Origin of the sequence: Arthrobacter sp. FW306-05-C (genome assembly GCF_021801725.1) — a bacterium.
Taxonomy (GTDB): domain Bacteria; phylum Actinomycetota; class Actinomycetes; order Actinomycetales; family Micrococcaceae; genus Arthrobacter.
This window is the reverse complement of the sequence record NZ_CP084556.1, coordinates 2,725,438-2,739,309: the sequence shown is the minus strand read 5'-3', so window position 1 is coordinate 2,739,309 and position 13,872 is coordinate 2,725,438. Positions and strand designations below refer to the sequence as shown.

Annotated in this window: 11 protein-coding genes; 10 read left to right on the top strand and 1 reads right to left on the bottom strand. The window is 66.5% G+C overall.

Translation table 11 applies throughout. The annotated features are described in order from the left end of the window. Positions 1-208: 208 nt before the first annotated feature. The 10 genes from argS (at position 209) to LFT44_RS12630 (ending at position 12,941) form a co-directional block, all read left to right on the top strand. Positions 209-1,873: an arginine--tRNA ligase gene (gene argS, locus LFT44_RS12675; RefSeq protein ID WP_236798798.1), complete on the top strand. Its 1,665-nt coding sequence runs from the start codon at positions 209-211 to the stop codon at positions 1,871-1,873. Positions 1,874-1,878: 5 nt separating this feature from the next. Next, complete coding sequence (gene lysA, locus LFT44_RS12670; RefSeq protein ID WP_236798797.1) at positions 1,879-3,354, top strand: diaminopimelate decarboxylase; 1,476 nt, start codon at positions 1,879-1,881, stop codon at positions 3,352-3,354. Next, positions 3,355-4,671, top strand: coding sequence for a homoserine dehydrogenase (locus tag LFT44_RS12665; protein ID WP_236798795.1), 1,317 nt, complete (start codon positions 3,355-3,357; stop codon positions 4,669-4,671). Beyond that, positions 4,672-5,778, top strand: coding sequence for a threonine synthase (gene thrC / locus LFT44_RS12660; protein WP_236798792.1), 1,107 nt, complete (start codon positions 4,672-4,674; stop codon positions 5,776-5,778). Positions 5,779-5,780: 2 nt separating this feature from the next. After that, positions 5,781-6,755, top strand: a complete 975-nt coding sequence (thrB, locus tag LFT44_RS12655) for a homoserine kinase (RefSeq protein WP_236798790.1) — start codon at positions 5,781-5,783, stop codon at positions 6,753-6,755. Between the two features lie 295 nt (positions 6,756-7,050). Beyond that, entirely contained in the window at positions 7,051-9,183 is a 2,133-nt protein-coding gene (rho, locus tag LFT44_RS12650) for a transcription termination factor Rho (RefSeq protein ID WP_236798788.1), read from the top strand. Between the two features lie 198 nt (positions 9,184-9,381). Beyond that, entirely contained in the window at positions 9,382-10,455 is a 1,074-nt protein-coding gene (gene prfA, locus LFT44_RS12645) for a peptide chain release factor 1 (RefSeq protein ID WP_236798786.1), read from the top strand. A 13-nt stretch (positions 10,456-10,468) separates the two neighbouring features. Continuing rightward, a complete protein-coding gene (gene prmC, locus LFT44_RS12640; protein ID WP_236798784.1) occupies positions 10,469-11,368 on the top strand; it encodes a peptide chain release factor N(5)-glutamine methyltransferase in 900 nt (299 codons plus the stop codon). After that, positions 11,365-12,177 (top strand): L-threonylcarbamoyladenylate synthase, encoded by an 813-nt coding sequence (locus tag LFT44_RS12635; RefSeq protein WP_236798782.1) that lies wholly within the window; start codon positions 11,365-11,367, stop codon positions 12,175-12,177. Before prmC ends, LFT44_RS12635 begins: the two co-directional genes overlap by 4 nt. Next, a complete protein-coding gene (locus LFT44_RS12630) occupies positions 12,177-12,941 on the top strand; it encodes a WecB/TagA/CpsF family glycosyltransferase (protein WP_236798779.1) in 765 nt (254 codons plus the stop codon). The genes LFT44_RS12635 and LFT44_RS12630 overlap by 1 nt, the downstream gene beginning before the upstream one ends. On the opposite strand, the gene LFT44_RS12625 is transcribed toward LFT44_RS12630, so the two are convergent. Further along, a complete protein-coding gene (locus LFT44_RS12625; protein ID WP_236798778.1) occupies positions 12,938-13,834 on the bottom strand; it encodes a glycosyltransferase in 897 nt (298 codons plus the stop codon). The genes LFT44_RS12630 and LFT44_RS12625 overlap by 4 nt on opposite strands. Positions 13,835-13,872: the final 38 nt, after the last annotated feature.

The window sequence follows — 13,872 nt, the reverse complement described above, 5'->3', positions numbered from 1 at the left end:
TTAGGGATGGAGGGTCTCATGAAGGCTCTCGATTCACTTTCGGGGCGGTACCGGATCACCGATGCCGTGCGGCAGTGGCTATGCTCTAGTCAACGCCGGATGCATGCGAATGGTTCACGTATGGCGGGGTTCACTCCTTTCCGTGACGCCGGGCGCAGTCACGGCCGCCAAATTCTTTGCTGTCACTGGCCCCCGGTAGGCTAGAGGGGTGACTCCCGAAGAACTTTCCCTCGCCATATCCGCCTGCCTCAAGGACGCCGTCGCCGCCGGCGATATTGCCCTTGCTGTATCAGCCATTCCGGCTGACGTGCGCGTGGAGCGACCCAAGAACCGGGAGCACGGTGACTGGGCCACCAACATTGCCCTCCAGCTCGCCAAGCAGGCGGGCACCAACCCGCGCGAGTTCGCCTCCATCCTCAGCAGCCGGCTCAAGGCCATCGACGGTGTTTCCGCCGTTGACATCGCGGGCCCGGGCTTCCTGAACATCACCGTGGACGCCGCAGCCGCCGGTGCCCTGGCGAAGGCCATCGTCGAGGCCGGCCCGGACTACGGAACCAACACAGCGCTCGCGGGGCACACGGTCAACATGGAGTTCGTCTCTGCCAACCCCACCGGTCCGTTGCACATCGGGCACACCCGCTGGGCCGCGCTGGGCGACTCCATCGCGCGTGTGCTGCGCGCTTCCGGCGCCGATGTTACGGCCGAGTACTACATCAACGACGCCGGCTCGCAGATGAACACCTTCGCCAACTCCGTGTACTCCCGGCTGCATGGCCTTCCCGTGCCGGACGGCGGCTACCCCGGCCAGTACATCGCCGATCTGGGACATGAGGTACTTTCGGCGCATCCGGACATCCGGGAACTCACCGAAGTTGCCGCCCTGCCGGTGATCCGCGCCGCCGCCTACGAAGCACAGATGAAGGACATCAAGGCCACGCTGGCAGACTTCGGCGTCGCGTTCGACGTCTTCTTTTCCGAGCAGGAACTGCACGACGCCGGCGCCATCGAAAGTGCCGTGGCGCGCCTGCGCGAACAGGGCCACGTGTTCGACGACGGCGGGGCGGTCTGGCTGCGGACCACGGACTTTGGCGATGACAAGGACCGCGTGATGATCCGCGCCAACGGCGAGCCCACCTACTTCGCCGCCGACGCCGCCTACTACCTGTCCAAGAAGGACCGCGGCTTCACGGAGAAGATCTACCTCCTGGGTGCCGACCACCACGGCTACATCAACCGGCTCAAGGCCATTGCGGCCGCTGCAGGCGACGATCCCGAGGTGAACATCGAGGTGCTGATCGGCCAGCTGGTGTCGGTCAACGGAGCAAAGCTGTCCAAGCGTGCCGGCAACATCATCGAGCTCAAGGACCTGATTGACTGGCTGGGCAAGGACGCCGTCCGCTATTCGCTGGCGCGTTTCCCGGCGGATTCGCCCTTGACCCTGGACCCGGACCTGCTGAAGAAACACAGCAATGAGAACCCTGTGTTCTACGTCCAGTACGCCCACGCACGTTCGCGCGGCGCTGCGCGCAATGCCGTTGACGCAGGCGTGGAGCGCACTGTGGACGGCAAGGACAGCTTCGACGCTTCCCTCCTGGACCACGCAACCGAAAACGAGCTGCTGTCCTACCTGGGCAGCTACCCGTCGATTGTGGCCAAGGCCGCGGAGCTGCGCGAACCGCACCGGGTGGCACGGCACCTCGAGGCCATCGCCGGCGCGTACCACCGCTGGTACGACGCATGCCGGATTGCCCCCATGGGTGAAGAACCCGTCACCGACCTGAACCGCACCAGGCTCTGGCTCAACGACGCCACCAGCCAGGTACTGGCCAACGGCCTTGACTTGCTTGGCGTCTCCGCGCCGGAACGGATGTGATTCCCATGCCTGCACAGGACACCAACCCTGCATCTCCGCTGGCCCCCGAATGGCTTTCGGTCCCGGCCGACCTGAATGTCCTGGAGCCAAAGATGTGGGCCAAGGATGCCGGCCGGAACGAGGCCGGTGAACTCACCCTGGACGGCGTTCCCGTGAGCGACCTCCAGCGGAAGTACGGCACCCCGCTGTTCGTTATGAGCGAGAACGATTTCCGGGCCCGGGCCCGGGCCTTCAGCGATGCATTCAACGATGCGTTCGCGGACATCTGCGGCGGAGTGGACGTCTACTATGCCGGCAAATCGTTCCTGTGCACCGCCGTGGTGCGGTGGGTCGAAGAAGAGGGACTGCGGCTGGACACCGCCTCCGGCGGTGAGCTCGCCGTCGCGGCGAAGGCCGGGATTCCTGGTGCCGACGTTGCCCTGCACGGCAACAACAAATCCGACGGCGAGATCCACCGTGCGCTGGACATGAAGCTCGGCCGGATCGTGGTGGACAGCCTCAGCGAACTGGTCAGGGTGGGCGCCATCGCCGAACGCCGGGGGGAAGTGGCCAAAGTCATGCTCCGGCTCACGCCGGGCGTCCATGCGCACACCCACGAATTCATTGCCACGGCCCACGAGGACCAAAAGTTCGGCCTGTCCATGGCCGCCGACACCACTGACCAGGCCGGCGTCTCCGCTGCCGAGGAGGCAGTGGCGGCGGCAGCTGCGCACCCCGCCATCGAACTGCTGGGCCTGCACTGCCACATCGGCTCGCAGATCTTCGAACCGGACGGTTTCGCCCTGGCCGCGCAGAAGCTCCTGCGCTTCCTGGCCGCCATGCAGGAAAAATACTCCATCATCATGCCGGAACTGGACCTCGGGGGCGGCTACGGAATCGCCTACACGCCGGTGGATACGCCTCGCCCCGCAGCGGAGATCGCGAACGCAATGGCCGCCGTCGTGCGTTCCACCTGCGCTGAGCTTGGCATCGACGCACCCCGCATCTCCATCGAGCCCGGACGCGCCATCGTGGGCAGCACCACGTTCACCCTGTATGAAGTGGGCACCCTGAAGACCGTCCGCGTGGACGCTCCCGCGGCGTCCGGCGACGGTGACGCGGGCAACAACGTTACGTATCCGCGCCGCTATGTTTCGGTGGACGGGGGCATGAGCGACAACGCCCGGCCGGTGCTCTATGACGCGGATTATTCGGCCGTCCTGGCCTCCCGCACGTCCGGCGCGGCCCCGCAACTGTCCCGCGTGGTGGGCAAACATTGCGAGAGCGGCGACATAGTTGTTAGAGATGTATATCTGCCCGAGGACGTGGCAGCCGGTGATCTGCTCGCTGTCCCGGGAACCGGCGCCTACTGCTGGGCCCTCTCGAGCAACTACAACTATCTGGCCCGGCCGGGCGTTGTCGCGGTGCGCGACGGATCTGCCCGGCTGATTGTCCGCGGGGAAACCGAAGAAGATTTGCTGAGCCGCGACATGGGAGCCTGAATGACGGAAATGCGAACGCTGAAAGTGGCCCTGCTGGGCTGTGGCAACGTTGGGGCCCAGGTTGCGCGGATCCTCATTGAGGACGCGGACGCCCTTGCCGCACGTACCGGCGCCCGCCTGCAGCTCAGCGGCATTGCCGTGCGCAACGTCAATGCCCCCCGCGACGTGGACCTGCCCCAGGAACTCTTCACTACCGACGCCGACACCCTGGTCAAGGACGCTGACCTGGTCATCGAACTCATGGGCGGCATCGAACCGGCGCGCACGCTGATCCTTTCCGCACTGCGCAACGGCGCCTGCGTGGTCACCGGCAACAAGGCACTCCTGGCACAGGACGGCCCCACCCTCTACGAAGAGGCCGACAAGGCGGGTGTCCAGCTGTCCTACGAAGCCGCGGTGGCCGGAGCCATTCCCATCCTCCGCCCCATCCGCGACAGCCTGTCCGGCGACCGCATCACCCGGGTCCTGGGCATCGTCAACGGCACCACCAACTTCATCCTTGACCAGATGGACAGCACCGGTGCGCAGTTTGCGGACGCCCTCGCAGAAGCCCAGCGGCTTGGCTACGCGGAAGCCGATCCCACTGCCGACGTCGAAGGCCACGACGCTGCCGCGAAGGCTGCCATCCTGGCCTCGCTTTCCTTCCATACCCGTTTCTCCCTGGACGACGTCTACTGCGAGGGCATCACGTCCGTCAGCGCCTCGGACATTGCCGCCGCAAAGGATGCAGGCTTCGTCATCAAGCTGCTGGCCATCGCGGAGAAGTTGGCCGGAGCCGACGGCAACGAAGGCGTCTCCGTCCGCGTCCACCCCACCCTCCTGCCACGCGAACATCCCCTGGCCGCCGTCCGCGGTGCGTTCAACGCGGTGTTCATTGAAGCCGAGAACGCGGGCGAGCTGATGTTCTACGGCCAGGGCGCCGGCGGAACCCCCACCGCGTCGGCCGTCCTGGGCGATCTTGTGTCAGCAGCCCGCCGCCTGGTCCTTGGTGGTCCCGGACGCACCGAAACCACCACCGGCCATGTTCCGGCGCTGCCCATCGATGCTGCCACCACCAGCTACTACATCGGGCTCGACGTCGCCGACCAGCCCGGCGTCCTGGCCAGGATCGCCCAGTTGTTCGCCGAGCACGGCGTCTCCATCGAAATCATGCGGCAAACCATCCACCGCGACGCCGGGTCCAACGTGGAATCGGCCGAACTGCGGATCGTCACCCACCGCGCGTCAGAGGCTGCCCTTGCGGCCACCGTCGAGGCCGTGAAGGGCCTGGACGTCATCAACTCAGTTACATCCGTTCTGCGGGTAGAAGGAGTCTAAATGGCTCACCAATGGCGCGGAGTCATCCGCGAATACGCTGACCGTCTGCCCGTGACGGAATCCACCAGGGTCATCACCCTGGGCGAGGGCGGCACCCCGCTGGTGCATGCGCAGAAGCTCTCCGAACTCACCGGTTCCGAGGTCTACCTCAAGGTGGAGGGCATGAACCCCACCGGCTCGTTCAAGGACCGCGGCATGACCATGGCCATGACGGCGGCAGTCGCGTCGGGGGCCAAGGCTGTCGTCTGCGCTTCCACCGGAAACACTTCCGCCTCCGCGGCTGCCTACGCAACCGCCGCCGGCCTCAAGTGCGCCGTGCTGGTTCCTGAAGGCAAGATCTCCATGGGCAAGCTCAGCCAGGCCATCGCGCACGGCGCCACCCTGCTCCAGGTGGACGGCAACTTCGACAACTGCCTGGACATCGCCCGCAAGCTGGGGGAGTCCTACCCTGTTTTCCTGGTGAACTCCGTCAACCCCGCCCGCATTCAGGGCCAGAAGACCGGCGCCTTCGAAGTGGTCGACGCCCTGGGCGACGCACCGGACATCCACGTCCTGCCCGTGGGCAACGCCGGCAACATCACTGCGTACTGGAAGGGCTACAAGGAGTACTCCGCTCCCTTCGAATCCGAGACCGCCGGCACCCTGCCCGCAGTGTCCACCAAGACCCCTGCCATGTGGGGCTTCCAGGCCGCCGGGGCAGCCCCCTTCGTTGCAGGCCACCCCATCACCGAACCCGACACGATCGCCACGGCCATCCGCATCGGAAACCCCGCCTCCTGGGACGGGGCCGTGGGCGCCCGTGACGAATCCGGCGGACTCATCGACGCCGTCACCGATGAAGAGATCCTGAACGCCCACCGGTGGCTGTCAGCCAAGGAAGGTGTCTTCGTGGAGCCCGGCTCCGCCGCAGGCGTGGCAGGCCTGCTGAAGAAGCACGCCGCCGGCGAAGTTCCCAGCGGAAAGAAGATCGTCATCACCGTCACCGGCCACGGACTCAAGGACCCCCAGTGGGCCCTGCGCACCGAGGACGGCAGCGACGTCCAGCCGGTCAAGGTCCCGAACGACGTGGTTACCGTCGCCGCCGAGCTGGGACTGGAAGAAAAATAGCCTTGGACACCACCTCGCAGGCCGCTGTTGGACTGCAACTGATTGAGCCGGGCCAGTGCGTCACTGTCCGCGTACCCGCCACCACGGCCAACCTTGGGCCCGGCTACGACAGCCTGGGGCTCGCCCTGGCCCTGCACGACACCCTCACCGTGGAAAGCCTGGATACGGACGAACTCGTGTTCGAGCTCAGCGGCGAGGGTGCCGACACCCTGCCGCAGGACGCCAGCCACCTGGTGATACGCGCCATGGATGCAGCCTTCGAGCGCTTGGGTTACCGTCACGGCGGGCTGAAGGTGACCGCCCAAAACGTCAACCCGCACGGCCGTGGGCTGGGCTCCTCCGCGTCCGCCGTGGTGGCTGCGGTGTCGGCCGCCAACGCCATGGTTCCGGCCGAAAGCCAGCGTGGAAAGGAGTGGATCCTCCAGCTCACCAGCGAACTGGAGGGTCACCCGGACAACGTGGCACCCGCCATTTTCGGCGGTTTGGCGCTGTCATGGCAGGACAGTGAGCAGTACAGCAGTACCAGCGCCACCGTTGCCGGAACCGTCATCCCCATCGTGGCAGTCCCGGACTTCGAACTCTCCACCGAAGCGGCCCGCGCACTGCTGCCGGCATCGGTGGGACACCATGCCGCGGCGATGAATTCCGGCCGCGCGGCGCTGTTGATCCATGCGCTGACGCAAAAGCCTGAATTCCTGTTGCCGGGCACGGAGGATTACCTGCACCAGAGCTACCGCGCCGAGTCCATGCGGCCCAGCGCGGCCCTGATCGGCGCGCTGCGCCGGGCCGGGTACGCGGCCGTAGTGTCCGGGGCTGGACCCACCGTCCTGGTCCTGGCCAACGGTGAGCTGCAGGCAGCTGACGCACTGGCTTTCATCCAGGCCTTTACGGCAGAGAACACGCCGGACATTGGCTGGCGTGTGCTGAAGCTCGCAGTGGACGTCGAAGGTGCTAAGGTGGACTTGCACCGGCGGTAATTCCGCCTATCTGATCTGCTCCTGCATTCAGTTGCTATTTGATCTACGACTGTGAATGTATTCCGGTGCCGCCTGCTTGGTCTGTCGCAGGAATCTGCAGCATCCAACTGCCCCTGAACCGTCAGTCCGGCGTTGTGCCATGGGCGCAGCGCAAGGTGAATCAGTATCCGGCCCTGCTGGCCGAAATCCAACCGGCAAGGCCGAACAATCCCGGCTGCAGATCTGAACTGCAGCCCAGATCAAATCATCGCGTCCAGCTCCCAGTCTGGACGCCGTCGAGGGGGAAGGATCCTTCGTGACCGAAACCACTGAGCTGTCACCAGCTGTGGAACACACAACTTCTGCTGCCGAACCAACGGCTGCACCCGCCAAGAGCAGCGGCCTCGCCGGCCTGAAGCTCGCCCAGCTGCAGGCCCTTGCCAGCCAGCTCGGTATCTCCGGCGGATCCCGCATGCGCAAGGGGGACCTGGTCTCGGCCATCTCCGCCCATCGCGCCGGGACCCTCACCGCCAAGGCCCCCGCAAAGTCGGCGGAAAAGGCTCCGGAAAGCACCGTGGCTCCGGCTTCGACCGCACCGGCTTCCGCGGTGGACGCCCCTGCCGCAGAAGCTCCTGCAGCGGAAGGCACCCGTGCCCGTGGGCGTGGCCGCAGCCGCCGCGCAGTCAGTGACGGCGTGGTTGCCCCCGCAGCCGAAGCTCCCGTCGTGGAGACCGCAGCCGCGCCCGCCCCCGCAACTGTCGAAGCGCCGTCGGCCGCTCCTGCGGAAGCACCCGAGGCCACGGAAGGTGCTGCAGAGCGCCGCCAGCCGCGCACCCGCAACCGCCGCCGCAGCGAAGCCCCTGCCGCCTCCGTCCAGGAAGCCCCGGTGGAAACCCCGGCAGAGCAGCCGGCCGCTGAACAGCGTTCCGGCGAGCAGCGTACCGAAGCCCCCGCAACTGAAGCGGGCGACGCCGGCCAGCGCACCGAACGCCGTGAAGGCGGCCGCACCCGTGGCCGTGACCGCGATGCCGACGGCGGCCGCGACAACCAGGGCAGCCGCGAGGCAGGCCAGCGTGAAGGTGGCCGGGATAACCGCGACAACCGCGACGGCGACGATTCGGACGGCGGAAACCGCCGCAACCGCCGCAACCGCCGTGACCGGAACGACCGCTCCGGCGGCCAGGACCGGGACAACTCGCGCAATGACCGCTTCCGGGACCGCAACGACCGCCGCCGCGGCCGCAACCAAGGCCCGGACGTGGACGACGTCGAAGTCACCGAAGACGACGTCCTGCTGCCGGTTGCCGGCATCCTGGACGTCCTGGAGAACTACGCGTTCATCCGCACCTCCGGCTACCTGCCCGGCCCCAACGACGTCTACGTCTCTTTGGCGCAGGTCAAGAAGTACAACCTGCGCAAGGGCGACGCCGTAGTCGGCGCCATCCGTGCACCGCGGGAAGGCGAGGACCGCAGCCAGCAGTCCAACCGCCAGAAGTTCAACGCTCTGGTTCGCGTCACCTCCGTCAACGGCAAGACGCCGGAAGAGCTGAAGGACCGCGTCGAGTTCGCCAAGCTCGTTCCCCTGTACCCGTCCGAGCGCCTGCGCCTGGAGACCGACCCCAAAAAGATCGGCCCCCGCGTCATCGACCTCGTGGCACCAATCGGCAAAGGCCAGCGCGGCCTGATCGTCTCCCCGCCCAAGGCAGGCAAGACGCTCATCCTGCAGTCCATCGCCAACGCGATCACCACCAACAACCCTGAGGTCCACCTCATGATGGTGCTGGTTGACGAACGCCCCGAAGAAGTCACGGACATGCAGCGCACCGTCAAGGGTGAGGTCATTGCCTCCACCTTCGACCGTCCCGCCGACGACCACACCACCGTGGCTGAACTCTCCATCGAACGCGCCAAGCGCCTCGTGGAAATGGGCATGGACGTGGTGGTCCTCCTCGACTCCATGACCCGACTGGGCCGTGCCTACAACCTGGCAGCACCGGCCTCCGGCCGCATCCTGTCCGGTGGTGTGGACTCCGCAGCGCTCTACCCGCCCAAGCGCTTCTTCGGCGCCGCCCGCAACATCGAAAACGGCGGCTCACTCACCATCCTGGCCACCGCGCTCGTCGAGACCGGTTCCAAGATGGACGAGGTCATCTTCGAAGAGTTCAAGGGCACCGGCAACATGGAACTGCGCCTGTCCCGCCAACTGGCCGACAAGCGCATCTTCCCCGCAGTCGACGTCAACGCCTCCGGCACCCGCCGCGAGGAAAACCTGCTGTCGCCCGAAGAAGTCAAGATCATGTGGAAGCTGCGCCGCGTCCTCTCCGGACTCGAGACCCAGCAGAGCCTTGAACTGCTCACCAACAAGATCCGGGAAACCCAGAGCAACGTCGAGTTCCTCATGCAGGTACAGAAGACGACGCTTGGTGCGAAGTCGGATAACGACAAGTAGCTGAAGCAGGGGTGGGGCCGTCGCATATTTTTGCCGGCCCCGCCCCTTCGCGTTGCGGCTGACATACTGCGTACGTCAGCCGCAACGCTCCGACAGGCCCGATGCCACTCCCCGGCCGGCAAAAATATGCGACGACGGCGCACGTCACCTGCCGCTGGGCGCGTCATTAGACTTGTACAAGTCGAAAGAGGTTTATAGATGTTTGAGTCCGTACAGGGCCTGCTTGATGAGCATGATGCCATTCAGGCGCAGCTCGGGGATCCTGCTGTTTATGCTGACCAGCGGCTGGCCCGGAAGCTTGGGCGGCGGTCGGCTCAGCTCAATGGCATTGTTGAGGCGTACCACAAGTGGGAGGGCCTCCGGGATGATCTTGCCGCTGCCAAGGAGATGGCTGCCGAGGATCCCGAGTTCGCTGCCGAGGTGCCTGAACTCGAGGCCGCGCTGGAGACTGCTGCGGCCAAGCTTCGCCGCCTGCTCATTCCGCGCAATCCGGACGACGCCCGCAACGTGATCCTTGAGGTCAAGGGCGGCGAAGGCGGCGACGAGGCTGCCCTGTTCGCCGGCGACCTGCTGCGCATGTACACCCGGTACGCGGAATCCCGCGGCTGGAAGACCGAAATCATCTCCGCCACCGAGTCCGACCTTGGCGGGTACAAGGACGTCCAGGTGGCCGTCAAGGGCAACTCCAACGATCCCGCCGAAGGCGTTTACGCGCGGCTCAAGTTCGAAGGCGGCGTGCACCGCGTGCAGCGCGTGCCCGTCACCGAATCCCAGGGCCGCATCCACACGTCCGCCGCCGGCGTGCTGGTCCTGCCCGAAGTGGACGAGCCCGAAGAACTCGAGATCAACCAGAACGACCTCAAGATCGACGTGTACCGGTCCTCGGGTCCGGGCGGGCAGTCCGTGAACACCACCGACTCCGCCGTCCGAATCACGCACCTTCCCACCGGCATCGTGGTGGCCATGCAGAACGAGAAGTCGCAGCTGCAGAACCGCGAAGCGGGCATGCGCGTCCTGCGGGCACGCATCCTGGCACATCAGCAGGAGCAGATCGACGCCGAAAACTCGGCCCAGCGCAAGTCGCAGATCCGCACCATGGACCGCTCGGAGCGCATCCGCACCTACAACTACCCTGAAAACCGGATCGCGGACCACCGCACCGGCTACAAGGCGTACAACCTGGACCAGGTCATGAACGGCGACCTGGAACCGGTCATCCAGTCCGCCATCGAGATGGACGAGCAGGCCCGCCTGGACGCCATCGGCGACTGACCGGAACTACGCCATGATCGAGCCCACCTCAGCGGCGCCGTCCCAGACCCTGGCCGCGGCGGTCCGGGAGGCCGCTGCGCTCCTGGCGGAAGCCGGTGTGCCGAGCCCCCGGGCCGACGCTGAACTCCTGGCTGACCACCTCCTTAACGTAGGGCTGGGGCGACTCCGCTCTTTGATGCTGGGTGACACCCCCGCACCGGAAGGCTATGCCGAACTCGTGGCCGAACGTGCCCGCCGCATCCCGCTGCAGCACATCACCGGGGTTGCGCATTTCCGCTACCTGGAACTGGCAGTGGGGCCCGGGGTGTTCATTCCGCGACCCGAGACGGAGTCCGTTGTCCAGCTGGCCATCGACCGCGTCAAGGGCATGCCGCATCCCCGGATCGTGGACCTGGGGACCGGCTCCGGTGCCATCGCCGGCTCCATTGCCCACGAGGTACCCGGCGCAGAGGTCCACGCCGTCGAATACAGCCCCTTCGCGCACGCCTGGGCAGCTAAGAACCTGGCGCCGCTGGGCGTGAACCTCATCCTGGGGGACCTGCGCGACGCTTTCGCCGAACTTGACGGAACTGCCGACGTCGTTGTTTCCAACCCCCCGTACATCCCCGCCGAAGCCATCCCCAACGAACCCGAAGTAGCCCTGCACGATCCTCCCGAGGCACTGTACGGCGGGGGAGCGGACGGCATGGAACTGCCGACGGCGGCCGCGGCCTCCGCTGCCCGGCTGCTGCGGCCCGGGGGGTACTTCGTCATGGAACACGCCGAAGTCCAGGCGGGCTGGATTGCCGCCATGCTTGCCAGGAGCGGAACCTGGACAGCCATCACCACGCACCTGGACCTGAACGGCAAGGAGCGCGCCACCAGTGCCGTGCTCGCGGACCAGTCCACACGGAATGAAAGAATGGGCCAGTGACCACAACTTATGACTGCACCATTGACGACGAGCGGGCCCGGGGCCTGGAACACGCGGAGCGTGCCATCAGCGAAAAGAAGTGCGTCGTGCTCCCCACGGACACGGTTTACGGCATCGGCGCGGACGCATTCTCACCGCAGGCCGTCACGATGCTGCTGGTATCGAAGGGACGCAGCCGCACCATGCCGCCGCCCGTCCTGATTCCGCGCATCAACGCCCTGGACGGCCTGGCCACCGAGGTGTCGGCGGACGCCCGGAAGCTCGCCGAGGCCTTCTGGCCCGGCGGCCTGACCCTCATCCTGCATGCGCAGCCGTCCCTGGACTGGGATCTTGGCGAAACCAAGGGCACCGTGGCGCTGCGGATGCCCGCCGACGACGTTGCCCTGGAACTGCTGACCCTGACCGGTCCGCTTGCCGTTTCCTCCGCCAACCGCACCGGCCAGGCCCCCGCCCAGACGGCCGCAGCGGCGCGCGAACAGCTTGCAGACTCGGTGGAGGTGTACCTTGAAGGCGGCGCCCGCCCGCTGGAAGGTGAGGCCGGCGTACCCTCAACCATCGTTGACGCCACAGGGCCCGTCCTGCGCGTGGTGCGCACCGGCGCCGTGAGCCTGGACCAGTTGCGGGAGCACGTCCCGGGCGTCCTTGGCCTGGGCGAGATCCCGATGGCTGAAGCGGAACCCGCACCGGAGCAGCAGGCCTCAGGGGATGCAACGGACGACGCCGGTCACGCACCTGCGGTGTCCGGCTCCTCCGCGGTGACGGCTACTGACGCAGAACCGACCACGCCGGCCGGGAACCAGCAGCCTTGATGGCCCTGGACCGCCAGCAGATCCCCGTCCTGGACGTCCACGCGACACCCCTGCGCGTTTCCGAGCTGGTCGAGGAGCTCAACCGGTTCATCGAAGACGGATCAACCCGAACCGTCCTGGGCCATAACCTGCACAGCGTCACGCTCACCTTGTCCGATGACGGCTTCCGCCGCTTATATGAAGAAAGCGACGTGGTGCTCCTGGACGGCGCCCCGGTGCTGTGGCTGTGGGGGAGGACCGGTAACGCCGAGGGCCCAGTGATGGATTACCGGCTGGGTTCCACCGACTGGCTGCCTGCCCTCCACGAGGTGCGCGGCCTGGAGCGGATTGCCGTGATCGGCGCAGGCGCGGAAGCGAACGCGGGCGCCGTCAGCAGGTTGAAGGACATCGTTCCCAGCGCCCATGTCGCCGGCTTCCCGGGGGAGGGCTGGGGACCTGCCCTTGAGGACGAGGTTGTGGCGTGGCTGCACCATGAGCAGCCCCAGTTGGTCCTGCTCGGACTCGGCATGCCACTCCAGGAGGAAGTCCTGCAGCGGCGGCTGCGCGACGTGCCACCTGCCGTCTACTGTGCCGTGGGCGGCGCCATCGAACAGTTGGCCGGTGTGCAGAAACTTGCTCCGCGCTGGCTGGGCAGGATGGGACTTGAGTGGGCATGGCGCCTGCTCCTGCATCCCCGCCGTGTTGCCTATCGCGTGCTGGGGGAGCCGTGGGTCCTGCTGTGGCTGCTGGTTGCCAGGCGGATGAAAAACCGGGGCAGGGCCTAGAACTTCTGGTCCTCCAGCGGAGCGAAGCCCTTGCCGCGAAGGCCGGTGCTGAACGAACGCGCCCAACCCAGGAAGCCCCGCAGGTCGCGACGCTGCAGGAAGTAGCCCAGGTAACCGCCGACGTCGGCCACGAACGATCGCACCCGGAAGTACCGGCGGATGAGGTAGCCCCGGTTCCGGTAGTAATAGAAGCGCTTGAAGGCGGAGTCTGGAACGATTACGTGCCAGCGGGCACCGTAGACATGCTGGGTTTCCGAGAAGGCATGCGGGTGCGTAATGGCGGTGGTGGTCACCGTGCCGAACCGTACCCCCGCCTTGCGGAGCCGGATGGTGAAATCCACCTCGTCGCCGCGGATGAACAGGCGCATGTCGGGCAGGCCGACTTTGAAGAACACGTCTGACCGGATCAGCGCGCCGTTGAAGAAGTGCCCGTCGTCGGGCAGAAAGCCGCGCTTTTCAACCTCCGCGCGGTCGTGCGTGACTTTGCCGTCAAGGCGGAAGAAAAAGGACAGCCGGTCGGGATTTCCGGGCGCTATCACCAAGGGGACCACCGCTTCCAGGTCGCGGGCCTCAGCCTCACGAAGCAGCGTGGCGAGGCATTCCGGATCGGCCGGCTCGGCGTCGTCGTCCATCATCCAGACCCAGCGCGCGCCGCTGGCCACCGCCTTGAGCGCAGCCAGCGCGAACCCGCCGGCGCCGCCCAGGTTGGCTTCGGAGCGGACATAGTCAACGTTGGGGTGCGCCGCCGCCACCTCCGCAGCCGGGGTGGTGCCGCTGTCCACCAGGCAAATGGTGTCCACGTGGCGGCTCTGGGCGTTGATCGACTCCAGCAGGACGGACAGTTCCTTGGGCCGGTCGAAAGTCACGGCGGCAACCGCAATGCGGGGGGTCATGGGGGTCCTTTCCGCATGGCTGCCAGGGAGTTCCCCAC

Excerpts from the sequence above, each read along its gene's own strand:
- LFT44_RS12630 (WP_236798779.1), top strand. The coding sequence starts at position 12,177 with ATGGCCCTGGACCGCCAGCAGATCCCCGTCCTGGACGTCCACGCGACA.
- prmC (WP_236798784.1), top strand. The coding sequence starts at position 10,469 with ATGATCGAGCCCACCTCAGCGGCGCCGTCCCAGACCCTGGCCGCGGCG.
- thrC (WP_236798792.1), top strand. The coding sequence starts at position 4,672 with ATGGCTCACCAATGGCGCGGAGTCATCCGCGAATACGCTGACCGTCTG.
- LFT44_RS12665 (WP_236798795.1), top strand. The coding sequence starts at position 3,355 with ATGACGGAAATGCGAACGCTGAAAGTGGCCCTGCTGGGCTGTGGCAAC.
- prfA (WP_236798786.1), top strand. The coding sequence starts at position 9,382 with ATGTTTGAGTCCGTACAGGGCCTGCTTGATGAGCATGATGCCATTCAG.
- lysA (WP_236798797.1), top strand. The coding sequence starts at position 1,879 with ATGCCTGCACAGGACACCAACCCTGCATCTCCGCTGGCCCCCGAATGG.
- LFT44_RS12625 (WP_236798778.1), bottom strand. The coding sequence starts at position 13,834 with ATGACCCCCCGCATTGCGGTTGCCGCCGTGACTTTCGACCGGCCCAAG.